This is a genomic window from Sorangium sp. So ce1036 (assembly GCF_051369805.1).
Taxonomy (GTDB): Bacteria; Myxococcota_A; Polyangia; order Polyangiales; family Polyangiaceae; genus Sorangium; species Sorangium cellulosum_F.
In genome coordinates, this window is record NZ_JBBMOX010000001.1 from 7,099,412 (window position 1) to 7,124,348 (window position 24,937).

At 72.7% G+C, this 24,937-nt stretch carries 23 protein-coding genes and 2 pseudogenes; 6 read left to right on the forward strand and 19 right to left on the reverse strand.

Annotated features, from left to right (window positions below):
• The 8 genes and pseudogenes from WMF31_RS26560 to WMF31_RS26595 all read right to left on the reverse strand — a co-directional run bounded on the left by WMF31_RS26560 (nt 1) and on the right by WMF31_RS26595 (nt 7,069).
• Nucleotides 1-1,644, reverse strand: a complete 1,644-nt coding sequence (locus WMF31_RS26560) for an amino acid adenylation domain-containing protein (RefSeq protein WP_436604624.1) — start codon at nt 1,642-1,644, stop codon at nt 1-3.
• On the reverse strand, nt 1,641-1,922 hold the full coding sequence (locus WMF31_RS26565) for a phosphopantetheine-binding protein (protein WP_436604625.1): 282 nt from the start codon (nt 1,920-1,922) through the stop codon (nt 1,641-1,643). Before WMF31_RS26565 ends, WMF31_RS26560 begins: the two co-directional genes overlap by 4 nt.
• On the reverse strand, nt 1,919-3,049 hold the full coding sequence (locus WMF31_RS26570; RefSeq protein ID WP_436604626.1) for a 3-oxoacyl-ACP synthase III family protein: 1,131 nt from the start codon (nt 3,047-3,049) through the stop codon (nt 1,919-1,921). Before WMF31_RS26570 ends, WMF31_RS26565 begins: the two co-directional genes overlap by 4 nt.
• Nucleotide 3,050: 1 nt before the next feature.
• On the reverse strand, nt 3,051-3,620 hold the full coding sequence (locus WMF31_RS26575) for a hypothetical protein (protein ID WP_436606651.1): 570 nt from the start codon (nt 3,618-3,620) through the stop codon (nt 3,051-3,053).
• A gap of 445 nt (nt 3,621-4,065) precedes the next feature.
• A pseudogene (locus WMF31_RS26580) lies at nt 4,066-4,455 on the reverse strand (cobalamin-dependent protein); the annotation flags it as partial.
• Between the two features lie 438 nt (nt 4,456-4,893).
• Nucleotides 4,894-5,514 (reverse strand): DUF6151 family protein, encoded by a 621-nt coding sequence (locus WMF31_RS26585; protein WP_436604627.1) that lies wholly within the window; start codon nt 5,512-5,514, stop codon nt 4,894-4,896.
• Between the two features lie 72 nt (nt 5,515-5,586).
• Nucleotides 5,587-6,378, reverse strand: coding sequence for an N-formylglutamate amidohydrolase (locus tag WMF31_RS26590; RefSeq protein WP_436604628.1), 792 nt, complete (start codon nt 6,376-6,378; stop codon nt 5,587-5,589).
• 154 nt (nt 6,379-6,532) lie between these two features.
• Complete coding sequence (locus WMF31_RS26595) at nt 6,533-7,069, reverse strand: RNA polymerase sigma factor (protein ID WP_436604629.1); 537 nt, start codon at nt 7,067-7,069, stop codon at nt 6,533-6,535.
• Between the two features lie 55 nt (nt 7,070-7,124).
• Here WMF31_RS26595 and WMF31_RS26600 point away from each other — a divergent pair, with 55 nt between their 5' ends.
• Nucleotides 7,125-7,532, forward strand: coding sequence for a thioredoxin family protein (locus WMF31_RS26600; protein ID WP_436604630.1), 408 nt, complete (start codon nt 7,125-7,127; stop codon nt 7,530-7,532).
• Nucleotides 7,533-7,742: 210 nt separating this feature from the next.
• Here WMF31_RS26600 and WMF31_RS26605 read toward each other — a convergent pair whose 3' ends face one another.
• Nucleotides 7,743-8,231: a hypothetical protein gene (locus WMF31_RS26605; RefSeq protein WP_436604631.1), complete on the reverse strand. Its 489-nt coding sequence runs from the start codon at nt 8,229-8,231 to the stop codon at nt 7,743-7,745.
• Between the two features lie 595 nt (nt 8,232-8,826).
• On the opposite strand from WMF31_RS26605, the gene rarD reads away from it, so the two are divergent.
• Together rarD and WMF31_RS26615 are read left to right on the forward strand one after the other, a co-directional pair.
• Nucleotides 8,827-9,735 (forward strand): EamA family transporter RarD, encoded by a 909-nt coding sequence (gene rarD / locus WMF31_RS26610; protein WP_436604632.1) that lies wholly within the window; start codon nt 8,827-8,829, stop codon nt 9,733-9,735.
• Nucleotides 9,736-10,141: 406 nt separating this feature from the next.
• Nucleotides 10,142-11,308 carry a lysylphosphatidylglycerol synthase domain-containing protein gene (locus tag WMF31_RS26615; RefSeq protein ID WP_436604633.1) on the forward strand — a complete coding sequence of 389 codons (1,167 nt, stop codon included), beginning with the start codon at nt 10,142-10,144 and terminating at the stop codon, nt 11,306-11,308.
• A 19-nt stretch (nt 11,309-11,327) separates the two neighbouring features.
• Here WMF31_RS26615 and WMF31_RS26620 read toward each other — a convergent pair whose 3' ends face one another.
• The gene (locus WMF31_RS26620) at nt 11,328-12,293 is read right to left on the reverse strand and encodes a Uma2 family endonuclease (protein WP_436604634.1); all 966 of its coding nucleotides are present in this window, start codon (nt 12,291-12,293) and stop codon (nt 11,328-11,330) included.
• Between the two features lie 88 nt (nt 12,294-12,381).
• Nucleotides 12,382-13,200, reverse strand: coding sequence for a Uma2 family endonuclease (locus tag WMF31_RS26625; RefSeq protein ID WP_436604635.1), 819 nt, complete (start codon nt 13,198-13,200; stop codon nt 12,382-12,384).
• A 609-nt stretch (nt 13,201-13,809) separates the two neighbouring features.
• On the opposite strand from WMF31_RS26625, the gene pepN reads away from it, so the two are divergent.
• Both pepN and WMF31_RS26635 read left to right on the forward strand, forming a co-directional pair.
• Nucleotides 13,810-16,404 (forward strand): aminopeptidase N, encoded by a 2,595-nt coding sequence (gene pepN, locus WMF31_RS26630; protein WP_436604636.1) that lies wholly within the window; start codon nt 13,810-13,812, stop codon nt 16,402-16,404.
• Between the two features lie 77 nt (nt 16,405-16,481).
• Nucleotides 16,482-17,129, forward strand: a complete 648-nt coding sequence (locus tag WMF31_RS26635) for a class I SAM-dependent methyltransferase (RefSeq protein ID WP_436604637.1) — start codon at nt 16,482-16,484, stop codon at nt 17,127-17,129.
• Nucleotides 17,130-17,348: 219 nt separating this feature from the next.
• On the opposite strand, the pseudogene WMF31_RS26640 reads toward WMF31_RS26635, so the two are convergent.
• Nucleotides 17,349-17,426: pseudogene (locus WMF31_RS26640) on the reverse strand (hypothetical protein); the annotation flags it as partial.
• A 43-nt stretch (nt 17,427-17,469) separates the two neighbouring features.
• Nucleotides 17,470-18,648 carry an MFS transporter gene (locus tag WMF31_RS26645; protein ID WP_436604638.1) on the reverse strand — a complete coding sequence of 393 codons (1,179 nt, stop codon included), beginning with the start codon at nt 18,646-18,648 and terminating at the stop codon, nt 17,470-17,472.
• A 287-nt stretch (nt 18,649-18,935) separates the two neighbouring features.
• On the opposite strand from WMF31_RS26645, the gene WMF31_RS26650 reads away from it, so the two are divergent.
• Nucleotides 18,936-20,063 (forward strand): hypothetical protein, encoded by a 1,128-nt coding sequence (locus WMF31_RS26650; RefSeq protein WP_436604639.1) that lies wholly within the window; start codon nt 18,936-18,938, stop codon nt 20,061-20,063.
• Between the two features lie 176 nt (nt 20,064-20,239).
• Here WMF31_RS26650 and WMF31_RS26655 read toward each other — a convergent pair whose 3' ends face one another.
• The 6 genes from WMF31_RS26655 to WMF31_RS26680 all read right to left on the reverse strand — a co-directional run bounded on the left by WMF31_RS26655 (nt 20,240) and on the right by WMF31_RS26680 (nt 24,880).
• On the reverse strand, nt 20,240-20,437 hold the full coding sequence (locus tag WMF31_RS26655) for a ferredoxin (protein ID WP_436604640.1): 198 nt from the start codon (nt 20,435-20,437) through the stop codon (nt 20,240-20,242).
• A gap of 34 nt (nt 20,438-20,471) precedes the next feature.
• On the reverse strand, nt 20,472-21,122 hold the full coding sequence (locus WMF31_RS26660) for a TetR family transcriptional regulator (protein WP_436604641.1): 651 nt from the start codon (nt 21,120-21,122) through the stop codon (nt 20,472-20,474).
• A gap of 11 nt (nt 21,123-21,133) precedes the next feature.
• Complete coding sequence (locus tag WMF31_RS26665; protein WP_436604642.1) at nt 21,134-22,348, reverse strand: cytochrome P450; 1,215 nt, start codon at nt 22,346-22,348, stop codon at nt 21,134-21,136.
• Between the two features lie 230 nt (nt 22,349-22,578).
• Nucleotides 22,579-23,502, reverse strand: a complete 924-nt coding sequence (locus WMF31_RS26670; RefSeq protein ID WP_436604643.1) for a nucleoside hydrolase — start codon at nt 23,500-23,502, stop codon at nt 22,579-22,581.
• A 99-nt stretch (nt 23,503-23,601) separates the two neighbouring features.
• Nucleotides 23,602-24,519 carry a c-type cytochrome gene (locus tag WMF31_RS26675; RefSeq protein ID WP_436604644.1) on the reverse strand — a complete coding sequence of 306 codons (918 nt, stop codon included), beginning with the start codon at nt 24,517-24,519 and terminating at the stop codon, nt 23,602-23,604.
• Between the two features lie 121 nt (nt 24,520-24,640).
• Nucleotides 24,641-24,880, reverse strand: a complete 240-nt coding sequence (locus WMF31_RS26680; RefSeq protein WP_436604645.1) for a hypothetical protein — start codon at nt 24,878-24,880, stop codon at nt 24,641-24,643.
• Between the last annotated feature and the right edge of the window lie 57 nt (nt 24,881-24,937).

The window sequence follows — 24,937 nt, forward strand, 5'->3', positions numbered from 1 at the left end:
TCATCGACTCCGGGGGTTAGGCTCGCCGGCGCCCGCGGGGACGAGCCGGGCGAGCGCTTGATAGTCCACCTTCCCGGTCGACGTCCGCGGCAGGGCGTCGAGGAAGAGGAAGGCGTCTGGGCTCATGGTCGAGGGGAGCACCGCGGCGCAGTGCCGCTTGAGCTCGACGAGGGTCGGGCGCGCGCCGGTCCGGCTGACGAGGAAGGCCACGATCCTCACGCCCTCGGGCTCGTTCACGGCGACGACCGCGGCCTCGCGCGTCTGCTCGTGCCGGTACAGGCCGCTCTCCACCTCGCCGAGCTCGATGCGGTGACCGCGGCGCTTCACCATGCGATCGAGGCGCCCGACATAGACGTACCCGGCGCCGGGCTCGACGCGGACGACGTCGCCCGTGTTGAACCAGCGCCGCCCGTCCCGCTCGATGAAGCGCGCCGCGGTCTCGTCGGGCGCCCCCCAGTACCCCGCGAAGACCGAGGGGCCGCTGATGTACAGGAGCCCGCACCCGCCGGCCTCCACCGGCCGCCCCTCCTGGTCGAGCACGAGGGCGGCGCAGTGCGAGCACGGGTCGCCGATGGGATAAGGCTCGATCCGATCCTGGGGTATGGGCGTCGGGACGCGCGCGAACGTGCAGACGTTGGTCTCCGTCGGACCGTAGAGGTTGTAGTACTCGGGGCCAGGCCAGAGCTCGACGAGGCGCCGCAGGTGCCTGACGGGGAACACCTCGCCGGCGAAGAGCACGAGGCGCAGCGCGCTCGCGTCGACGCGCTCGAGGCCGCCGAGCTGGGCCATGAGCGCGAGGACGGACGGCGCCGAGTACCACACGGTGAGCCGCCGGTCGGCGATGAAGCGCGCGAGCGCGCGCGGGTCCTGGCCGACGTCCTCGGGGATCAGGTGGACCTGCGCGCCGTGCTTCAGGCTGACGTGAATGTCGAAGACCGAGAGATCGAAATGAAGAGGGGCGTGGCTGGAGAAGCGATCTTCCGGCGTGAGCGCGAAGACCTCGGAGCACCACTCCACGAAGCTCACGGCGCTCTCGTGCGTGATCATGACCCCCTTGGGGACGCCGGTGGAGCCCGAGGTGTACAGGATACAGGCGAGATCGGACGCGCGGCGCGCCCTCCCCTCCAGGGGGGCGCGCGCGTGCGCGAGCACGTCGCAGAAGGGGATCGCCGCGCCGGCGAGCGCTCGGGGCGCGCCCCCGTCGTCGGCCGCGCCGCCGCCGGGGGGCGGAACCACGACCACCGTCTCCGGCAGCGCCGGCGGCGCGATGGCCACGAGCGCCTCGAGGTTGCGCGGGAGCGCGAACAGCGCCCGGACGCCGCAGCCGGCGAGGATCGCGCGGTTGCGCTCCGCGGGGGCGCCGGCGTCGATCGGCACGTAGGCGGCGCCGGCCTTCAGGGCGCCGAACAGGACCGCGAGCGCCGCGGCGCCCTTCGAGAGGATGAAGCCGACCCGATCGCCCGGCCCGACGCCCCGCGACCGCAGGAAGGCCGCGACGCGCTCCGCGCGGTCGTCCAGCGTCGCGAACGTGAGGGGCGCGCCGTCGACGTCGACCACCGCGACGCGGTCGGGGACGCGCGCGGCGCTGGCCTCGAGGTAGGCGGCCAGGTGGTCCGGGCGACGGGGGGGCTCCACGCGGCTCACCCGGCCGCCTTCTTCGCGGCGACGTAGGCGGCGATGCTGTCGATGCTGTTGAAGCTCGACGAGTTCGCGTCGCCGATCGAGACCTCGATCTCGAACTGGGCCTCGACGAACTGGATCAACCTCAACGTGCTGATGGAGTCGAGGATGCCGTTGCTCCGGAGCGGGGTGTCGTCCCGGAGGTTCGCGGGGGACTCGCCCGGGAGAACGTGCGTGAGAATGAAGTCCTTCACCTTGCCCTTGATGTCTTCCATGAGCTCCTCCTGGCGCGCAGCGTTCACGGCACGATCTCGCCCGCGGGCGGCTCGGGCCCGAGCGCGACATCCCCCCACCGGAGGACCGCCGCGGTGCTCTCCGACTGGCCGCCGAAGCCGTAGATCAACACGAGATCATCGCGGCGGAGGCGGCCGGTCAGCGCGGCGCGGTGCAGGCCCACCGGCAGCATGGCGTTCGCCATGTTCGCGTAGAGCGGATAGGTGTCGAGCGTGCGCGCCGGATCGATCCCCAGCGCGCGGACGCAGAACGGGGAGAACCAGGCGACGGAGGCGCTGAAGATGAAGAAGTCGATGTCCTCGAGCCTCACGTTCGCGGCCTCGAGCGCTCCATTGACGGCCTGATGGAGGCTGGGCTCGTAAATTTTGCGGAAGACGTGCAGGATGGTCGGCTCCGAGCGCAGCCGGATCTTGCGCCCGCCCTCCGTGGTCCCCGTCTCGTCAGGCGCGGTGTCGAGGATCCACGTGCCGCAGGACTCCCCCGTCTGGAGGCTGTAGGTCCCGAGCAGGCCGTAGCCGGGCTCCACCTCGCTGATCACGAACGCGCCGGCGCCGTCGCCCGTGAGCGGCGAGGTCGGGTAGGACTCGTCGATCGCCCTCGAGAAGTTGCAGGCGGCCGTGACCAGCACGCGGCGCTTCATGCCCGCGCGCACGAAGGCGCTCGCGATCAGCAGGGAGACCAGCGAGCCGTTGCACGTCGCCTCGACGTGGAAGCAGCCGCCCCGCTGCTTCAGCTGCTTCGAGATGAAGCCCGCGTCGCCGATCCCGACGCGGTCCGGGAAGATCGAGCTCGAGACGAGCTGGTCGATGTCGCCGGGCGTGAGGCCGGCCGTCTCGAGCGCCTGCCGCGCCGCGGCCACGGCGAGCGTCACGGACGACTCGCCCGGCCCGACCACGCGCCGCTCCACCGCGCCGAGGAACGGATCGTCGAGGTAGCGATCCATCTCGATGTCGTACGCGCTCCGCGCGACGCCCGGCACCGGCGCCGCCGCCCGCGGCCTCGCCCCCGGCGCCCGGGCGTAGCGCTCCGGATACCTCTTGCGCCAGTACTCGTTGGTCCTGATCCACTTCGGCAGAACGGCCACGAGGGCGGTGATCCCTGCGCTCCGTGCCTGCTTGATCTCGGGTGTGCTCATGTCACCGTCCCCTGCGCATCACGCGCTCGAAGGCCTCGTCCGTGTCGAACCACTGGCGGTCCGCGAAGCCGAAATCGACCGGGCGCTGCTGGCTGCTCACGCTGCGGAGCTGCTCCCGGTTGTACTGCAGCACCCTCCGCCTGACCTCGCGCCCCATCGCCTCCTTCGGCGCGCCCTCGGCCATGGCCTGAAAGGCGTCGATCGCCCCGAGCAGCTCCCGCGTGTGATCGATGCGCTCGACGATCCACCGCGCGACGCCGCCCGGCAGCGCCTTGTATTTCTTCTTCAGCAGCGTGAGCGCCCGGACGGCCCCGTACGAGACGTCCACGAGGTCGTCCCGGCTCATGTGCTCCGTCTCGACGTTGAGCCGGTGCTTCCAGTTGATGCTGAGGAGCGCGCGGCGGTGCTCCTCGATGGTCCGGTGGAAGATGCGATAACCGAACCTCTCCGGGTCGTCGTAGATCTCGCTGCCGGGATCGAGGAAGGGCAGCATCGGGCAGATGTAGGGCGTCACCCTTCGACCCTGGTACTTCCTGAGGAGGTGCTCGCAGTAGTCGACGGTCCCCCACACGCTCGCGACGGTCTGCCGGGGGAGGCCGATCAGGAGTGTGCGCGCGCGTCCGCGACGCGGCGATGCTCTCGAGCTCGAGCTTGAGGAGCTCCGGGGTCTTCTGGACGCGCCGCTTGAGCCCCATGTACTTCCGGAAGAAGTAGCGGCTCCCGCCGCACCACGTGCAGCTGTACTCGCATCCTGCCTGGGGGATGACGAGGTTATAGGGCACGATCCCGTCGCGCCGCCCCGCGAAGACGTCCCTCCAGTCCACCGCGGCCGAGTAGGTCGCGGGCACGTGCGTCATCTCGTTCACGCGCGCCTCGCCTCGGCGCTTCCAGGTCAGGTTCGGCACGCGGGAGAGCGCGTCCTCGTCGTCGCCGGCCCTCAGCATCGCCTCGAGCGGCGCGAGCGTGTCATAGCCGCGCATCACGAGGTCGACCTGAGGGTACTGGATGAGCTGCTCGTGGTAGTACGTGGACGCGATGCCGCCGAGGACGACCTTCGCGGAGGGGTGTATTTCCTTGTAGATCCTGGCGAGCTCGAGCGCGCCGTGCGCGTGCGCGAGCCAGTGGAGATCGATGCCGACGCAGCGCGCGGGGGGCGCGCGACGGAAGAACTCCTCCACGTCGAAGGAAGGGTCTCTCCGCATCTGCGAGGCCACGTTGAAGAACTCGGAGGTGAGCCCGCAGCGATTCATGTGCTGCTTGATGGCGAGCATGCCGACCGGCGGCATCTCGAAGATGGGGCTCACATGGACGCTGTCCGAGTTGCTCAGGTAGGCGAACAGGATGTCGTCACGCTCGCGAAAGTCGTAGACGCTCGGCGCGTGAAGCAAGAGCAAGTCGAAGCCCATGGGTACTCCGAGCGGGCGCAGCGTCGCCGGCGCAGCGCCCGCGTGGCCTGTTCTTTTCTATTCCCGCGGGATCCCCGCGCGGGAATGACCAAAGCAATGCATTCGTCCCGAACATACCAATGGGCGGAATCGATGTCGAGCGCAACGTGACCCGGATTTCATCACGGAGGCCGGCCGATCCATTCGATGTGCTCGCGCGCCGGCGAGGCCCCGCAGCATGCGGCATGCGCGGGGCCGAGGTCCCCGAGGCGGCATGCGGCATCGATGATGTATGAAATGGACCTTCAATCTCCGATTGCGCACCCCATGTAGGACCGCGCAACCCCCGCCGCGGCCACCGAAGCGCTCCCGGCGCGCTCCGCCAGCTCGAGGAGCCCGCCGTGCTCCCCGCCCACGGCGCAGGGGCTCACGGACCTCGATGCCCTGGTGTCGCTCGACTCAGCGCGGGCCGCACAGCGGGCGTAGCGCGTCGCGCTCGGCCCTGGACAGCACCGTGACCGGGTAGCTCGGAGTGCCGCTCGCGCGGTCGAAGAACGGATTGGGCCACGCCTTGCCGCGCAGCTTCCAGCCGAGCAGCTTCCGGACCGTGCGCGCGAGGAAGCGCACGTCCGGCCTCACCGACCCGGGCGGCGGCTCGCCGATCGCGAACTTGCCCAGGATCCGGGCGCGCGGCGCGCCGAAGACCTCGTCGCACGGGCGCGCGCCCGGCGCTTGCTGGAACAGCTCGGTGGAGATGCCGACGAACGGCAGCCGCGGCGTCGCCGTGTTGCCGAGCGGCGTCTTGCAGCAGCTCGCGTACCACCGATAGGCGCCCCCGGGCGTGAGGCGCACGGCGGCGATGAGCTCGCCGCCGCGGTCGAACGAGAGCGTCGAGGGCGCGACCTGCACGATGTCGGAGCCGCCGTGCGCGTCGAGCAGGTCCGCGCGGCCGAGGTGGTGCAAGAATGCCTGACAGTCGTCACAGTAGCAGACGACGCGGTTCACCGCGCTCGGCGACGCGTCGCGCAGCCATCCGTGGACCTCTCCGCAACGACACTGGAGCTCGACGTCTCGGGACATGGAGACTCCGTATCACATCCTGACGTGCGACGAGCGCGTGCCCACGCGGGGCGGCGCCGCCCGCCCGGGCCGTCACGCCTGCGCTTCGAGCTGCGAGAGGTCGATCTCCCGGTAGATCGCGGCCAGGCGCTGCGCCCAGGCCTCGACCTGCTCGTCGCTGGCCAGGCCGTCCTGGCGGATCTCCAGGAGCAGGTGCGGGAGGCCACGGGCCTCGCCGTGCGCGGGGATCGAGTAATCCCCGCCCTCGGTGACGCGGTAGGGCTCGTTGTCCCCGACGCAGAGCGCGGGATCGCGCCGCAGCGCCTCGAGGAACCGCGCGGCGAGCCGCCGGTCGCGCCCGTAGAGGACGGCCGCGTGCCAGGGCCGGTCCTCGCCGAGCAGCGAGGGCGTGAAGCTGTGGACGCAGAGCACCGCGGTGCGCTCGCCGGCGTCCCGCCGCGCGTCGAGCAGCGCGCGGATGGCGCGGTGGTAGGGCCAGAAGCAGGCCTCGGCCCGCGCCTCGGCCTCGGCGGCGTCGATGGCGTTGCCGGGGATGGGCACGCCGCCGCTGATCTGCGGGATGGACGTCGGCGAGCCGAGCGGCCGGTTGCAGTCGATGACCAGGCGGGAGTAGCCCGAGAGCACGAGCGGGGCGTCGAGCAGCGCGGACAGGCGACGCGAGAGGCGCGCCGCGCCGAGGTCCCAGCCGATGTGCTCGGAGAGCTCCTCGCCGTACAGGCCCAGCCGGGCGAGGCGCCGCGGGACCAGGTTCGACGCGTGGTCGCAGAGCAGGACCGCGCTGGAGCGCCCCTCGGGGTTCACGACCTCGAACGCAGGCGGCTCGTCGGGCTCAAGGAGGCTCACGGCAGGCGGAAGGGAGCTCATGGCGTGCCGCGCAGACATAGCAGAACCAGGCGCCGCCCGTCCGCCAGGCGTCGCTCCGCCGGCCGCCCCGCGGGCGCCCCGGCCGCCCGCCAGGCGCCGCCCCGCCGGCCGCCCCGCGGGCGCCCCGGCTGCCCGCGCCGCCCCGGCCGCGCGCTCAGGGGGGCGTCGTCATGCAGGCGCGCAGCGCGGCCTTGGCGCGGTGCAGGAGGACCGCGACGTGCCCGGCGGAGATGCCGAGCGCGCGCGCGACGTCCTCGCCCGGCTGCTCCTCGAGCATCCGCAGCGTCACCACCGCCTTCTGGATCTCGCAGAGCTCCTCGACGCACGCGCGCAGGCGGACGTGCTCCTCGGCGCGCGCGATCGCGTCGTCGGTCGCCGGGGTGTCCGTCGCGGCCTCCGGGTGCGCGTCGAGGTCCACGTGCGGCCGGGCACGGAAGTGACGGCGACGCCGGTTGCGCGCGGCGTTGCGCACGATCCCGGCGAGCACGCCCCCCCACGCGCCGACGTCCTCCGGGAGCGCCCCGCCCTGCGCGAGGGTGAGCAGCGTGCAGAGCCCCTCCTGCACGCAGTCGACCGCGTCCTCGGGCGTCACCCCCTCCGCCCGCGCCAGCGACGCGAGCGCCGCGCGCTCCGCGCGCACGAGGTGCGACACCCGGCCCAGGATGTCGTCCGGGTCGTTGGTGGATTCCATGGTCTACGGGGTCAGGTCTCGAGCCGCCGCGACATTACAGCGAGCGAGCGGTGTAATGGATGCCGATCTCGAGACCTGGCCGGACATGGAGGCCATGACCATGAACCCCGTCCACGAGATCGACGATCTCCGCTTCGACGCCGAGGTGCTGGAAGCCCAGGTGCCCGTGCTGGTCGATTTCACCGCGCAGTGGTGCCCGCCGTGCCGCGCCCTCACGCCCATCCTGCACCGGCTGGCGGCGGAGAGCGCGGGGCACCTGGAGGTGATGACGGTCGACGGCGACCGGTACCCCTCGCTGGCCCGCCGCTTCGGCATCCGCGCGTTCCCGACGGTGATCGCGTTCGCCGGGGGCAAGGAGGTGGCGCGCCACGTGGGGCTGACCACGAAGGAGAAGCTCCTCAAGCTGGTCGAGGGGCGGGAGGTCCGCGGGGGCGCGCGCCAGGAGACACCGCCGGCGCCGTGAGGGGGCGCGACGGCGCGCGCGTCGCTCGGGCGGGTCCCTGGTTGCGCGGGGGGTCTTCCGGGCTGTCCGGCCCAGGGAGAGGGGGTTCGCCGGGCGACGACGCGCCAGGCCCGGGAGCTCGGATGGGGACGCGCGGACGCGGCGGCAGGCATGCGCGTCCGATCGCGAAGCGAGGGGCAGAGATCCGTCAGGACCTCCGGTGCGCGGGCCCTAGTTCCGGTGCGTGTCCCGCCGCCGCTCTCGCCCGTCGCGCTCCCCCTGCGTGCGCTCCCCCTGCCTGTCGCCCGCCGCGCCGGCCGCGGGGAAGCTGACCCTGCGCGTCGTCTGCTCCTCGCCGGAGACCTCGAAGGGCCCCACCGGGAGGGGCTCGCTGACCGACTTCCCGTCCTCGTCCACGAGCGTGATCGTACCGACGTAGTCGTCGGCCATGACGTGCACGCTCGTGTCGAACCGCTCGCACGGGACCACCTGCTTCGTGACCTTGTTGTCGTCCGTGCTGATGAGGAGCAGCTCGACCGCGCTCGCGCCGTACGCCCTGCATCGCTCGGCGCTGGTCTCGTCCTCGATCGCCCACTGGACCGTGACGAAGCCCATCTCTTCGGGCGCTGGTTCTCCAGGCTCTTCCGGCTCGTCCCCCTTGCCCATGCACGCGACGGCCATCACCGCGCACGCTCCTGCCAGATAATAGATGCTTCGCATTCCTACCTCGCTGTGCTCGGCGCATTGTCCGGCGCCGCGCTCCGCGCGCAGCAACCCGGGTGCCACGGTGTCCCCGCGACGTGAAAGCGCGCTCGGCGCGCGCTCCGCGAGGGCGCGACATGGGCGCGAAGTGTCCGATATTTTTGACGATCTGGCGCATCGGCGCCCGGTGTTCCGGGGACCGCCGGGCCGGCGAGCGCGGGTTACGGGCGACGCGCACGCGCTGCGCGGTGGCGGGAGCGAGCACGGTGGCGCGCTCTCGAGCGCGCGAGTCGGCTCATCCGCGACAGGCGGGCTCCGCGGGGCCTGCGACCCGGGGCGCGGACGCGACCAGACCGTCGAGGTCGCCGGCCCCGCGGAGCGCGCCGCAGAGGCCGCGGCGGCGCGCGGGGTCGCTCGGCGTTCGCGGCACGGGAGGCGCGGGGCGCGCGCGGGGTCGCTCGGCGTGCGCGGCACGTGAGGCGCGGGGCGGCGCCAGAAGTTGCTTGAAATTCAGGAGGAGCTTCGACATCGTGCCGCTCCGGTCGAGCGAGCGGCGCCTCGTGGCGTCGAGCGTTGAATGGCGAGCACCGCACCAGAACAGGCCCGATCGCCGATGCGCGCGCCCGACGAGGCCCGCGACGGCCGCCGGCAGGGCTCGTGGGGGGTGCTGTACGGCGTCGCGGCCTACAGCGCCTGGGGGATCGTGCCCGTCTTCTGGAAGCAGCTCCGGCACGTGGGCGCGGTCGAGATCCTGGCCCACCGCACCGTGTGGAGCCTCCTGGCGTTCGCGGCGCTCACGCTGGCCACGGGGCAGCGCCGCGCGCTCGCCGCGGCGCTCCGCGACCGCCGGGTCCTCCTGGCGATGGCGGCGACCGGGGCGCTCGTCTCGGCGAACTGGGTGCTCTTCATCTACGCCGTCGCGGTGGACCGCCTGCTCGACGCGAGCCTCGGGTATTTCATCAACCCGCTGCTCAGCGTGCTGCTCGGCATGCTCTTTCTGCGCGAGCGGCTGCGCCCGGCCCAGTGGCTCGCGCTCGGCCTCGCGTCCGCGGGCGTGGTGCACCTCGCCGTGCGCGCGGGCACGGTCCCCTGGATCGCGCTCGCCCTGGCCGGGACGTTCGGTGTGTACGGCCTGCTGCGCAAGGTCGCGCGGGTCGACTCGCTGCCTGGCTCCACCCTGGAGACCTCGTTCATCGCGCCCATCGGCGTCGCCTACCTCGTGAGCCTCCATGTCCAGGGCGACGGCGCCCTGGGTCACGCCGACGTGAGGACCCATGTCCTCCTCGCCGCCACGGGCATCGTCACGGCCCTTCCGCTCATCTGGTTCACGAACGCGGCAAGGCGCCTGTCGCTGACCACCCTGGGCTTCCTGCAGTACCTCGCGCCGAGCGGCCAGTTCCTGCTGGCGGTCCTGGTCTATGGCGAGCCGTTCACGACCACGCAGGCCGTGAGCTTCGCGTGCATCTGGGCCGCGCTCGCGGTCTTCAGCGCGGACGCCGCCCTGCGCGCGCGCCGCGGGTGAGATCCGCGCGCCCTCGGCCCGCTCACCGGCGAATTCATCGGCTGGACGACCCGTTGAGTCGGGACGCGTCTCGACCCGTTCGGCGTCCTGACGGTGCTCGGCAAGCGCTGGAGTCGCGCCGGCCGACTGCGCGCCACCGCAGCGGCGGGGAGAGCACACTTTCATATGCAACATTCATTACACTGTAAATTCCGTGCCCCTGGCGGACTTCCGGTCTCGCGGGGTCCTTCTGGACCACGGCACCGCGGGAAATCGCGCCGAGGGCTTCGCCCGGCCTCGATCGATTGCGTCGAGCACGCCGCGCGGCGCGCCCGGGGCGTCGACGCCCCGCAGCGTGGCCGGACGCCGCATGCGCAGGGCGTGCGCACGCGGCGCCGGCACGCGCCTCGCAGCGCAATCCGTTCTCATGACGACTCCGGCCCGAGCGGCAGAGGAATGCCCTGGCAGCCACGCCGGGGCGGCGCGGGGCGATGTGGGCACGCGGCGCGACGAGGACGCGCGGCGCGAGGAGCGCGCGTCGGCCGACGAGCGCGCTCGGGCCGGCGCCGACGAGCGCGCTCGGGCCGGCGCCGACGCGCCGCGCTCCGCCGCCCCGCCTGCCCCGCGCGCCCTCAGGAGCGCGTCCGCCGCCCGCCGCGCGCGGCGCCGGGCGCTGCTCCACGCGGCCCTCGGCGCCTTCGGCCTCGTCGCCCTGATCGCGCTCATCCGGCACGTCGGCGCCGCGGCGCTGCTCGCCACGGTGAGCCGCGCCGCGCCGCTCCTGCCCCTCCTCGTGGCGCTGGAGGCGGCGCGCCTCGGCTGCGAGCTGCTCGCGACCCGCGCGCTCTGCCCGCCGGGGAGCGTCCCGCTCGCGGAGCTCGCCCGCATCCACGTCGTCGCCTACCCCGTCGCGTCGCTCATGCCGGCCGGCCGCGCCACGGCCGAGGCGGTCAAGGCCGCGATGCTCTCCCCCCACGTCGGCGCCCCGCGCGCGGCCGCCATCGGCACGGCGAACCAGTCGCTCGCGCTGCTGTCCGCGGCCCCGCTGTCGCTCCTCGCGGCCCTCGCCGTCGGGTGGACGAACGGCGCCTCGCCGCTCGCCGCCGGCCTGCTCGTGCACGTCGCCCTCTCGGTCGCGAGCGGCCTCTGCGTCGCCTTCGCGGCGCGGCAGCGCGCCGCCTTCGCGTGGATCACCCGGCGCTTCGCCCGCGCCGGCCACGCCACCGCCGCCTTCCAGGAGGCCGTCCGCGCGCACCCGCCCGTCCCGGGCCGGCCGTTCGCCGCCTTCTGCGCGGGTCGCGCGCTCCAGGCCGTGCAGTACGCCGTGCTCCTCGCCGCCGTCGGCGCCGACAGCGGCCCGCTCCGCGCGCTCGCCGCGTACGGCGTGGGCGCGATCGGCACAGCCGCCGGCGACCTCATCCCCGCGCAGATCGGCGCCACGGACGGCGCCTTCACGCTCGCCGCCCCGCTGCTCGGGCTCACCGTGAGCTCGGCCATCGCCGTCTCGGTGCTCGCCCACCTCCTCCAGGCCGTCGGCGCGCTCACGGGGATCGCGATCACGCTCGCGTGGCGACGCGCCGCTCCCGCGACCTGAGCCGACCTCCGGCGCGCGCTCAGCCGCGCTCGCGCTTGAGGCGCGCGAGCTCCGCGAGGGCCTCGGCCAGCCGCCGCTCGGCCTCGTCGGCGCGCTGCCTCTCCCTGTCGAGGCGGCGCCGCTCCTCGTCGGCGCGCCGCTCGGCCTCGTCGACGCGGCGCCGCTCCTCGTCGGCGCGCCGCTCGGCCTCGTCGACGCGGCGCCGCTCCTCGTCGGCGCGCCGCTCGGCCTCGTCGACGCGGCGCCGCTCCTCGTCGGCGCGCTGCCTCTCCTCATTGAGGCGCAGCTCGGTCCGCTCGATGCGCGCCTCGAGGTCCCCCATCATCGTGCCGAGCCTGGCGAGCAGCTCGCGCGTCTCCAGCACCGCGGTCTGCCCGTGGAAGAAGCGCAGCCGGTCCTCCTCCAGGGCCAGGTCCAGGTCGAGCACCGCGCTCGTGAGCCGACCCTCCTGCGGGACGATCGGCAGGTAGCGCGCGCCGTCCTGGGCGAGCCGGTAGCCACGAAGCCGGCGACGGCGCCGGTCGAAGACGAAGTACTCGGAGATGCCGAGCGACGCGTGGCGGGTGACGTTGTCTTCGAGATCCTTCTTGGTCCTCCCGCTCCAGAGGATCTCCAGCGCCAGGTCCACCCCCTTGCCCTCGGCGCTCACGGACCAGTGGGCCCGCTCCTTCACCTCCACGTCGAGCACCGCGATGAGATCGGGCGCGAACATCCGCTCTGCCGGGTAGTAGACCGGCAGCTCGCACGCGAGGTACACGCGCCGCCCGATGCGCTCGAAGAACCCACCCAGCGCGTCCCGGGCCGCCATCTTCGGGTTGAAGTGGAAATCGCCCTCGGGAGGGCTCGCCTCCGACACCTCGAACTCCGATGGGAGCGTGTCGAGGACGCGCTGCCGCTCTTCCGGCGTCATGCGATCCCAGAGCTCCTGCGGCGGTGCCCGCGGATCGTCGGGGTCGATCACCCAGTACGTCGGCGCGCGCTGCATGATGCGAGCATAGCGGGCCCGCGCAGACACGACCAGCCAGGCGCCCGGCCGCGCCGCGCTCCAGGCGCTCCAGGCGCTCCGCGCGCCCTCAGCCGCGCTCGCGCCTGAGGCACTCCAGCTCGGCCAGGGCCTCGGCCAGCCTTCGCTCGGCCTCGTCGGCGCGCTGCTGCGCTTCCTCCAGGCGCTCCTCGGCCTCGTCGAGGCGCTGCTCGGCCTCTTCACGGAGCGCCATGAGGTCGTTCACCATCGCGCGGAACCTGGCGAGCACCTCGCGCGGCTCCGGCAGCCGGGCCAGCGCATAGTAGAAGCACAGCCGGTCCCCCTCCACGCCCAGGTCCAGGTCGAGCACCGCGCTCGTGAGCCGGCCCGCGTGCCGGGCGATCGGCTGGTAGCCCGCGCCGTCCTGGGCGAGCCGGTAGCCACGAAGCCGGCGGTTGCGCCGGTCGAAGACGAAGTACTCGGGGATCCCGAGCGACGCGCAGCGGGCGATGTCGACCTCGAGCTCCTCCTGGCTCCTCTCGTTCCAGAGGATGTCCAGCGCCAGATCGACCCCCTTGCCCTCCGCGCTCACGGACCAGCAGGCGCGTTCCTTCACCTCGACGTCGCGCACCGCGATGAGGTCCGGCGCGACCATGCGCCCGTCCGGGGTGTAGATCGGCAGCTCGCACGCGACGTACACGCGCTTGCCGATGCTCTGGAAGTACCCGCCCAGCGTGTCCCGGGCCGCCACCTTGGCGTTGAAGTGGAAGTCGCCCTCGGGCGGGCGCGGCTCGGAGATCTCGAGCTCCGACGGGAGCGCATCGAGGACGCGCTGCCGCTCCTCCGGCGTCATCCGGTCCCAGATCTCCTGCGGTGGGGCCCGCGGATCGTCGGGATCGATCACCCAGGTTACCGGCGCGCGCTGCATGGTCCGAGCATAGCCGGCCCGCGCGGGCGCGACCACGGCGCGCGCCCGACGGCACGCCCCCGGCGCTGCGGTCCGGAGGGGTCCGCCTCCCCGGCAAGCGCTCTGCGCTGCGCCCCGGGACGGGTCCGGCACCCCCGCGAGCGCCCTGCATTGCGGTCCGGAGGGGTCCGGCCCCCCCTTCTGGCACAACGAGGAGGGTGTGCGCGGGGTCGTTTGTACAAAATTTCGCCAGAAACCGCATTTTTGGCACAATCTTGCCCAGAAGATCGCTCCCCCGAGCGTTCTCGAGGGGTCTGGCACGCGGTGTGTCGCAATGCATTGCGTTTGAGCCAGTGCCAGACCCCCCTCCACTGCACATATCAGCGCCGCCCTGGCACAACCCGGTCCCTTTTCTCCAGGCCGGCCGCCCGTGGGCCTGGGGGGGTGGGGGGCCTGGGGGCTCACCGGAGGGCTTTCGTGCAGGCGAGCCACGACAGGGGCTCGCCGGAACGCAAGCCCCGGGGGGAGGCCCCCAGGCCCCCCACCCCCCAGGCCCGCGGGCGGCAGGGCGATCGCGGCCGTGCCAGATGCGCTGGCTCCCCTCCGGGGGTTCGTCCTAGGGTGCAGGCCATGACGGAGAAGACCGGCGGCCCCGGACGGGACGTGCTCACCCAGAAGGAGGCCGAGGAGCGCGCCGCGCGCATCGGCAACGTGCGTTACGAGCTCTCGCTCGACCTCTCGCGCGGCAGGAGCGGCTACCGCGGCGAGGCGATCGCCTACTTCGACGTCCGCGGCCGCGGCGACACCTTCATCGACTTCCGCGGCCGGCGCATCGAGCGGCTCGAGATCAACGGCGTCGCGGTCGACCCCGCGTGGGCCGACTGCCGCATCCTGCTCCCGGGCAAGCTGCTCGACCCGGAGACGCGCGTGCGCGTCGTCTACGAGAACGACTACGACCATACCGGCGACGGCTTCCACCACTTCCGCGACCCGGAGGACGGCGAGGAGTACCTCTACTCGGACTTCGAGCCGTTCAGCGCGCACCGGCTCTTCCCCTGCTTCGACCAGCCCGACATCAAGGCGAGCTACCGCCTCTCCGTGACCGCGCCCGACGACTGGGAGGTCATCGGCAACGCCCGCATCACCCGCACGATGGCCGCGGGCGCGGGGCGCTCGACCCGGATCTTCGAGGAGACGACCCGGTTCAGCACCTACATCTTCGCCCTGGTCGCCGGCCCGTACAGCGGGGTGCGCGACGAGCACCGCGGCATCCCGCTCGGGCTCTACTGCCGGAGATCGCTCGCCAAGCACCTCGACGCCGAGGAGCTCTTCACGATCACGAAGCAGGGCTTCGACTTCTACCCCGACTTCTTCGACTACCCCTACCCGTTCACCAAGTACGACCAGATCTTCGTCCCGGAGTTCAACGCCGGCGCCATGGAGAACGTCGGCGCCGTGACCCACAGCGAGCGGATGATCTTCCGCGACCCGCCGACGGACCACCAGCGCCTCACGCGCGCCGAGGTGCTCCTCCACGAGATGGCGCACATGTGGTTCGGCAACCTCGTGACCATGCGGTGGTGGAACGATCTCTGGCTGAACGAGAGCTTCGCCACGTACATGGCCTTCCTCGCCATGGAGCGGGCGACCCGGTTCCGGCCGGCCGCGTGGCAGGCGTTCAACGTCATCAAGAGCTGGGCCTACCGCCAGGACCAGCTCGTGACGACCCACCCCATCGCCGGCGAGCTCGCGGACACGGAGCACACCTTCCTGAACTTCGACGGCATCACGTACGGCAAGGGGGCGGCCGCGATGAAGCAGCTCGTGGCGGCGATCGGCCTGCCCGCCTTCCGCGACGGGATGCGCCGGTACTTCAAGCGCTACCAGTACGGCAACGCGACGCTGCGCGAGTTCCTGTCCGCCCTGGAGGAGGGCTCGGGCCGCGACCTCGGCGCCTGGTCGCGCGCCTGGCTGGAGCAGGCGTCGCTCAACACGCTGACGGCGGAGTGGGAGGCCGAGGGCGACCGCATCGGCCGGCTCCGCGTGCTGCAGACGGCGCCGGTCGACTACCCGACCCTGCGGCCGCACCGCATCGACGTGGCGCTCGCGCGCGAGGAGGGCGGCGCGCTCGTGATCGACGCGGTGGCCGCCGAGATCGACGGCGCCGTGACCGAGGTCGCGGCGGCGCGGGGGCGGAGGGCGCCGCGCCTCGTGTTCCCGAACCACAACGACCTCACGTTCGCGAAGATCGCGCTCGACCCGGGCTCGCTCGCGTTCGTGCGCGAGCACCTCGGCCGCGTGGAGGATCCGCTCCTGCGCCAGCTCCTCTGGGCGTCGCTCTGGAACATGGTGCGCGACCAGAAGCTCGCCTCCCCGGCGTACCTCGCGCTCGTCCGCGACAAGCTGCCCGCCGAGCCGGACCTCACGATCGTCGAGCCGGTGCTGGGCAACGCGGTGATGGCGCTCGCGCGCTACGTACCGGACGCCCTGCGCGACGCGGAGGCGAGCGCGTTCACGGGCCTGGCGCTCTCGGCGCTCCGGGCGGCGCGCGGCGACGCGCAGATCGTGTGGGCGCGGACGCTGCTCAGCGTGGCCTACTCCGCGCCCGATCTGGCCCTGGCCGCGCGCCTCGTCGACGGCGAGCTGGGGGTGGACGGGCTCGAGATCGACCAGGAGATGCGCTGGACGGTCGCCGTGAAGTGGGTGGCGCGGGGCATGGAGGGCGCGGCCGAGCGGCTCGAGGCCGAGAAGCGGCGCGATCCGTCCGATCGCGGCCAGCGCGCCGCGCTGCGCGCGGAGACGGCGCGCCCGGATCCGGCGGCGAAGGCGGCGGCGTGGGAGCGCTTCCACGGGGACGGGTACGGCTCGCTGCACCTCACGGGCGCGGCGATGTCGGGCTTCAACTGGTCGTTCCAGCGCGCGCTGCTGGAGCCGTACGTGGCGGCGTTCTTCGAGCAGGTGCAGAGGGTGTTCGAGGCGCGGACGCACGAGCTCGCGTCCGCGTACTTCACCCACCTGTTCCCGTCGTACCGCGTCGACCGGGAGGTCCTCGGCCGCGCCGAGTCGCGGATCGCGGCGCTCCAGGCGGCGCCGGAGGGCGCGCCGGCGGCGGCGCCGCGGCTGCCGATGCTGGTCCGGATGCTGCGCGAGGCGAGCGACGATCTCGTGCGGGCCATCGCCTGCCGGGAGCTCGTCGAGGCCGAGGGCGGGCGCGGGGGCGGCTGACGCGCAGGCCGCGCCCCGGCCGGCGCCGGCCGGGGGGCGCGGCGGCGCTCGAGGCGATCGAGGCGATCGAGGCGACGATGATCGTGCAGGTCGGCAAGGAGTCCCACGCGTGGACGCGCGCGGACCTCGAGGCGAAGCTCGCCGGGTACGCGCGCGTCCTCATCGACGTCGGCACGGGCGACGGCCGGTTCGTGTACCGCTCGGCCGGCGCGCACGCCGACACGTACTGCATCGGCGTCGACCCTGCGGGCGAGCGGATGCGCGAGGTGTCGTGGCGCGCCAGCCGCAAGGTCGCGCGGGGAGGCCGGCCGAACGCGCTCTTCGTGGTGGCGTCCGTGCAGGCGCTGCCCGAGGAGCTGACCGGGCTCGCCCACACGCTCACGGTGAACTTCCCCTGGGCGTCGCTGCTCTCGGCGCTCGTACTGCCGGAGGCGCCGGTGCTCGAGGCGCTGCGGCGGCTCGTGCGGCCGGGCGGCGAGCTCATCGCGCTGCTCAACCAGAGCGTCTTCGACGACCGGCCGTACGCGGCGCGGCTCGGGCTCCCCGAGCTGACGGAAGCGCGGGTCGAGGAGGTGCTGCGGCCGGCGTACCGCGCGGCGGGGTTCGCGATCCGGGAGAGCGCGCTCGTGGAGGGGGATATTCCGCACCAGACGAGCTGGGGGCAGCACCTCACGCTCGCGTCGGGCCGGAGGACGCGCCTGCTCACGGCCGAGGCGATCGGCTGAGGGGGCCACTGCCCTCTGCCCTCTCCCGTCTTCCGTCTTCCCTCTCCCGTCTTCCCTCTCCCTCTTCGTGCGCGTGCGCGCTCATCCCGTGCTCGTCCTCCTGCACGATCGTGCGTGTTGAGCACCCGCACGACCACGAATTCGCGGATGGAGCCAGAAGCGGATGATGAGAGACGAGGAGGGAATGAGCGCGCACGCGCACGAAGAGGCCAGACGAGGACGGGAGACGGAAGACGGGAGACGGGAGACGGAAGACGGGAGACGGGAGACGGGAGACGGGAGACGGAAGACGGGAGACGGGAGACGGGAGACGGAAGGTGTCTCGCGACCGAATCCCGCTCTAGCCAGCGGCCGACGCCGCCTCCGGCTGCGGCTCGCGCGTCACCCGGATCAGCGCCTCGTGCAGGAGCCACAGGCCCGCCGCCGCGATCACCGCGAGCGTCCCGATCGAAGGGAGCCCCAGCCGCGCGGCGAGCACCCCGCCGACGCTCGGCAAGATCACGCCGCCGAGCATGGCCGCGCTCACCTGGAACCCGATCGCGTGCGCCGTGGACGCGCCGAGACGGGCCGGCGTGCGGGACATCAGCGTGGGGTAGATCGGCGCGAGCCCGAGCCCCGCCACCAGGAGCCCCACGGCGCCCGGCCACGCCGGGCCGACCGCGAACAGCACGCTGCCGAGCAGCGCCGCCAGCGTGGCCATCCGGAGGAGCCGGTCCGCGCCCACGCGCTCCACCGCCACGCCGAGCAGCACGCGGCCGACGCCGAGGCTGCCCCAGTAGGCGCCCGCCCAGAGCCCGGCCGCCTCCTCCGCGACGCCGCGCGCCTCGGTGTTGATCGTGAAGCACCACTGCCCGAGCGTCACCTCGAGCCCCGAGTAAACGAAGAACACCGCGATCTGGAGCCACACGCGCCCGCGCCGCAGCGCCGCGACGGCCGAGGCCCCCGGCGCCTCCGGCGCGCCCGCGCCGCCCGCCACCGGCGCGCGAAACGACGCCTTGGTCAGGGCGAACGACGTGGTGAGCAGCAGCATGATCGCGCCGATGGCGGCGTACCCCCAGCGGAACGAGCCGCTGGCCGCGAGCGCCGCCGTCGCGATGAGCGGCCCCAGCGCCGCGCCGAGGCAGTAGCACGCGTGCAGCCAGTTCACGTGGCGCGCGGAGAAGTTGCTCGCCGCATAGGCGTTGAGCCCCGCGTCGATCGCGCCCGAGCCCAGCCCGGCGACCAGCGCGCACAGGATCAGCAGCGGCCAGACCGGCGCCGTCGCATAGCCGACCATGGCGACCGTGATGAGGCCGCTGCTGAGCGTGAGCAGCTTGCCCACCCCGAGCCGCTGCACCAGCCTCCCCGCCGCGAGCCCGGACGAGAAGTACCCCACCCCCGTCCCGACCAGGATCGCGCCGAGCGCGCTCTGCGGCAGCCCGAACGCGTCGCGGAGCGACGGCCACGCGACGCCGAGCACCGCGTCGGGGAGGCCGAGGCTCACGAACCCCACGTACGTCAGAATCAGGAGCGCTGGCACCCCGGGTGTGTAGCACGCGCCCTCTCCTCGCCCGGGCGGGCATGATCAGGCCAGCACGCCCCGGGATCGAGGGTGCCCGCGCGTCGGTCGATTGACCATGAGGGACGCGCGCGACCTCGCGGCGGCCCACGCCATCGCGCATCACGGGCCCTTGCCCCTCCCGGCAAACCCCTCTCTAATGTGCCGTGGCTCGCAGTGCCCCCGCAGCGGCATCCGGACCGCCCGCGCGCCCGCCGGACGCTGACCGGATCATCGCGGTGAGCTCGAAAGCCCGAAGGAGGAACGTCATGTCCGACATCTCCCATCCCCCTCTCCCCTCAGGCAATGGCACCGGGGCCGTGGATGCACCCCCTGCCCGCGATCCCGCGGCGCCGGCGAGCGAGCCGCGCCCGTCCACTTCCTCTGCGCCCGGGGCCGACGACGTCGCCCAGCTCGCCGACAGGTGCCACGCGGCGGCCCTCCGGGCGGCCGACTGGATCGAGGGGCAGCTCCAGCCCGACGGCAGCTTCGGGCCGGACATCACGGATCTCGCTGCCTATTACAAGGCCCCTTCGCTGATGCACCTCATCGGCAGGCCCCGCGCGGCGCATCGTTTGCTCGACCACATCGCGGCCGCGTTCGGCGACCCGAGCGGCGATTTCAACACCGCCCCAGGCGTGAAGACGGCCGACCCGGTGCTCTCCCAGTACCCGGGCTATCTGAACGGGTGGATCCTCCTCGGGGCGCACCGCGCCGGGCGCTTCGACGTGAGCCTCCGGGCCTGGAAGTACCTGCGCGGCTTCCAGCACCCGCGCCTCGGCGCCGCCCTGCTCGATGGCCCCGGATCCGGCGGCAAGCAGGGGCAAGTCGAGATGTTGATGACGGCCCACCTCGGGCTCGCCGCCCTTCACCTCGGCGATCTGCGCGCGGCCAGGGCGGCCGGCAAGGCGCTGCTCGATTTTCACGACCTCCAGCCGGACGTGGAGGAGCGCCTGTACCTCCGCCGGAGCAAGGGCGGCGATCTCGTCACCTCCTACCCGCCGGAGCAGGCCGCGCTGCACGTGGTCGAGGCCAGGCGGCCGGGGCAGGCATGGTTCTTCGTGGGGTATCCGATCGCCTTCCTCACCCAGCTCTACAGAGCCACCGGGCGCAGGCGATACCTCCGGGGGGCGCGCCGCTACGTGAAGTTCGCCCGCCGGTGCGGCGCGCTGCCGTCCGAGCATTTCGGCCACAAGGTCGGCTGGGGCTCCGCGCTCTTCGCGCGCGCGAGCGGCAGCCCGGGCGCCCGCCGCCTCGCCGCGGCCGTCGCGACGAACCTCCTCGCCGCGCAGGCCGCAGACGGCGGCTGGCTCCCGGACGCCCCCCTGGTCAATCGCCTCGACCAGTCGGCCGAGGTGGCCCAGTGGCTCCTCGAGATCGCCTGGCTGCTCCGCTGACGCTCACCCTCTGCTCGGTTCGCGCGCACGCCGCGCCGGTCGTGAGGTTCCCCTCGTCATCGATCACCGCGGACAGCAGGTCATCCCGTTCGCCGCGTCCCCTTCGCGCCGCAGCGCCTCCGCGACGGCGAGGCCGCCCGCGGAGGCGCCGACGACGAGCACGCTCGACGGGGCCTTCATGCGCTCTCGTCGAGCCTTATCGCCGCGCCCGGACAGACGGTGGCGGCCTCTCGGACCGCGGCGTGTTGCTCCTCCGGCGGCGCCTCGTCGAGCAGGATCACGATGCCGTCGTCCCGCTGGTCGAACACCCTGGGCGCGAGCATCACGCACTGGCCTGCTCCGCAGCACTTCTCGAAATCCACGATCACGCGCATGAATGACCTCTCTCTCTTCTTGCTCGTCCAGCAGTCACTTCGTGGGGGTGAAGGGGGCCCGCCACAGCCCGACCAGGGCGTCCACCAGCCCGACCGCGGCGGCCTCCCACGTCGCGCGCGGCGTGGGCGTGCCCGCGTGCAGCGCGCGCTCGCGCTCGGCGCACGTGTGCACGATGAGCTGCCGGCTCATGTCGCTCCGCTCCTCGCGCACCTCCTCCGGGAGGATCGGCATGAGCCGGTTCAGCCCCTCGATGACCCCTCGCATCGACGCCGAGGCGACCGCCTCGTCGGTCACGATCTGCCGCAGCGCGGGGTCGGTCGTCGCCTGGGCGATGAAGCGCGCATACCAGCTCGGGCTGCCCAGCGAGGCGAGGTGCTCGGTGCTCGGCCGCACCAGGCAGCCGATCCAGTCGCGCAGGTCGGACGAGCCCTTGATGGCCGCGAGCATCTCGGCCCGCCGCCGCTCGATGGATGGGGCGTGCCGGCGCACGATGGCGAGCACGAGATCGGCCTTGGTGCCGAAGTGGTAGCCGACGGCGAAGTTGTTCGCCTGCCCTGCCGCCTCGCTCACCTGACGGTTCGAGACCGCCGCCACCCCGTGCTCGGCGAAGAGCCGCTCCGCCGCCGCGAGGATGACCTCCCGCGTCTCGTTGCCGTGCGCTTGCCTGCCCCTCGGGCTCGCCATGATGCCCCTCGTCACCAGCGCAGGAGGACGCGCTCGATCCCGCCGACGAGCAGCCCCTCGCGGCGGGGGAGCTCCGCGGGCGAGACGGCGAGCTCGAGCGTGGGCAGCCGGCGCAGGAGCACCGACAGCACGGTCTGGAGCTCGGTGCGCGCCAGCGCCTGACCCACGCAGGAGTGGGCCCCCGCGCCGAACGTGAGGTGCGGGTTCGGCGAGCGGTTCAGCACCATCTCATCGGCCCGCTCGAAGGCCCCCTCGTCCCGGTTCGCCGCGGCCATGTTGCAGACGAGCGTCGTGCGGCCGGGCACCCTCGTGCCCGAGAGCTCGATCTCCTCGGTGACGAAGCGCGGCAGCCCGAAGCCCGCGTTGGCGTCGAAGCGCAACGCCTCTTCCACCGCGCTGCGGACGAGGGAGGGCTCCGCCAGGAGCTGCTCCCAGCGCCTCCGATCCGAGAGCAGCATGGCGATCATCTTGCCGATCATGTTCGAGGTGGTCTCGTGCCCGGCCACCAGGATGCCCTGCGCCGTCATCAGGAGGAGCCTCTCGTTGATGTGCTCTCCCTCGTCGGCGGCCCGGATCAGATCGCTGAGCAGATCGTCCCCGAGCTCCGCGCGCTTCTTCGCGATGTGGCCCGTGAGGTACTGGACGAACTCCGCCTGGGCCTCGTCGACCTCCTCCTGGGTGAACTGCGTCATGGTGAGCATCGCGTTGGACCAGTGGGCGAGCCGGTCGCGATCGTCCACGGAGATGCCCAGGATCTCGGCGATCACCCAGACGGGCAAGGGGAAGGCGAGCTCGCTCACGAGGTCGGCGGGCGGGCCCTTCGCGACCATCTTGTCGACGAGCTGGTGCGTCATCGCCTCGATGCGCTGCTGCATGGCGGAGATCCGCTTGACCGTGAACCACCGGCTGATGAGCCTCCGCCATCGCTCGTGCGCCTCGCCGCCCGCGAGATCGGCCGCGTCCTTGTTCTCGAAGGCGCTGCCGCCCTCGTTGGCCGTGATCCTCGCCGCGCCGTCCTGCGCGAGGTTGCGGGTGAACCGCGGATCCGAGAGCACCTGGCGCACGTCGTCGTAACGCGTGACCAGCATCGCCTTGTCCCCGCTCGGCAGCCGGATGTGGGCGACCGGGCAACCCTGGCGGAGCTTCGCCCACTCCTCCGGCGGCTCCACGGCTGAGGGGGCACGGAACGGATATTCCAGGACCTGCTCGCTCGTGTCGGTGCTCATCAAGACCTCCGCGGGGGGGTTTAAGGCAAACGACTCAATAAGTCAAATGACTCAAACCTGCTCGCCCCCAGGGGCGTGAGCCTTGACGCGCACGAACCCCTGCGATCTCGCACACGTGCCCACGTGGGCGCCGACGAGCCCGCAGATCGCCTCGAGCGCACGGCGGCGCGGGTCCACGGGATACGGGGGAGATCCGGTGCCCCCCGACAGCCGATCTCGGCGAGCGGCGATCACCTCGACCACTGGGCGAGGAGATAGGCATAGAAGCGCTCGAGATCCACCTGGTCGAGCGCCTGGATCGGGCGCCCGCCGGGGACGACCCGGGTGCGGCCCTGCGAGGGGCCCTCGGTGACGATCTCGGTCTCCCAGGCGCGCAGGGTGAACATCTCGGGTTTGCCGAGGTACGAGGTCGTCAGCACGTCCCAGGCGAAGTAGTCCTGCTGGGCCACGAGCGCGTAGCAGGTGCCCGCGAGGTCGGAGAGCGGATGGCGGCGCTGGCGGCACAGGCGGCGGAGGAACGCCTGGGTGATGGGGACGAGGTTCGTGATGTCCAGCGGGCAGAGGGTGATCGGGATCGTGGTCTGCCAGATGCGGTCGGCGGCGATCGGGTCCCAGTAGACGTTCCACTCGGCGGAGCCGTCCTGTCCGCTCTCGATGACCCGCTCCACGTTGCCGCGCACGTGGAGCGCGCCGCCCATCCAGAGGATCTCGCGGATCTTCCCCTCGACGCGAGGATCGATGTCGAGCGCCGCGGCGACGGTGGTGAGCGGCCCGGTCACGAGGAGCGTCACGGGCGCCGGGGCGGCGCGCAGGGCGCTGGCCATGAACGCCTGCCCGGCCTCGGGCACGCGCCGGGTGAGGATCTCGTCGCGCTCGTTCAGGATGGGGAGGTTGTCGACGCAGAAGGCGTCGCGCCGGAACATGGGCGGAAAGGGGTTGAGCCCGCGGACCGTGCTCTCGGCGACGGGCACGTCGTGGCGGCCCGCGAGGTCGAGGATCTTCCGCGTGGCGCTGACGGCGGGCCGGATGTAGCAATCGGCCGGCGTGACGACGACGCCGAGGACGTCGACGTGGTCCATCGTCATCAGGAGGATCGCCGCGAGGTAGTCGTCGACGCCGCCGTCGTGATCCATGAGGACGAGCGTTCGTTCCACGGTGGTGTCCTTGCGAGCGTGAAAGGTTAGCAGCGCGGGTGAAAGGCTAGCACTGCCCCCCCTCGGCCGCCTGGCCCGGTCCGGTTCTGCTCGGTGCGCTTATTTCAGATAAGGACCGCAGCGCCCGTCGCCGTCCTCGACGTCTTTCGCCGTCGCCTTCCCTGGAGGGAACGCCGCGCGATCGCAGAGGGCCGCCAGGATATCGAGGATCTCCTGCGCCATCTCCTTGCCGGTGCTCCCACGGACCTGACGGCCCATGGGAGATCCCGGCTGCCCGTTCAGGATCTTGTGCCAGTCCTCGTACGCCTTCTGCCGCGCGTGCGCGCCGAGCGAGTAGGCGCCGTCGTCGAAGAGCACCTCGGTCCCGTCGTCGCCGTGGCACGACGAGCAGCGCTCCTCGATGTACGCCTTCCCCCGGGCCGCGTCGCCGCCCGGCAGGAGCGCGTAATACCCTTGCGCCGGCGGCTTGATCGTGAAGATCTGGTCGGGGTGCGGGAGCGCGCCGTCGCGGACGCCGATCACGTACGCGGCCATGGCCTCGATCTGAGGGGGCGTGAGCACGTCGCCGTACGCGGGGATCTCGTGATCTCCCTTCGTGAACAGGAGGACGAGCTCCTCGCGTGTCTCGCGCCCCCCGAGGAGGTTCCTTGAGACGGCGTACCCCTTCGCCATCGCGCTCGGCCCATAGATGCCCTCGCGCCCCTTGAGATCCCAGCCGAAGAAGCTCTTGAGCCGGTAGTCATGCCCGGCGTCGTTGCTCATCGCCTCCCCGGATCCGAGCCTCAGCGTCCCGTTGCCCGAGGGACCGCCTTGACCATCCAGGACCCCTTGGGTCTTCGAGCTGTCGGGGACGAAGGCCGAGAATGGGGGTTCTTTCCCGTAAAACTTGTCGAAGAGCCGGCCGCCGAGCGCGGTGTCGATGGCGGGCGCCGCCGGCGCGCGGGGCGCGGCGGAGGTGGGATCTGCGGACGGCGGGGCCGGCTCCTTGGCCGGCGCGGCAGGGCCGCAGGCCGCCACGCAGGCGAGGAGCGCAGACAGGGAGGATGAGAGGATAGCGCGACGCACAGCGAGCGTGCGGGCGCGGCCACGGTGGAGCGAAACAGCCTTCTGCCGAGCGGGGTTCACGCGGCCACTCTATTCAGCTCCGGCCCGGCCCCGCAACGGTGACCGCAGCGCCGCCGCCGCGCGCGTACGCGACCGCGGTGCCCACGATCTCCGCCGCGCCGCCCCAGGATTCCTCTGTCCGGCGCGACGCGAGGCGATCCGGCGCGAGGCCGTCCGCGGTGCGGACGAAGCCGGCGCCGGCCGCGACGACGAGCTGCTGGGTGGTGGCCTCGTTTGGGGGCTCACCTCCGGGGCTTCCGTGCAGGCGGGCCACAAGATAGGCCCGCCGGAACGCAAGCCCCGGAGGTGAGCCCCCAAACGAGGCCACCAC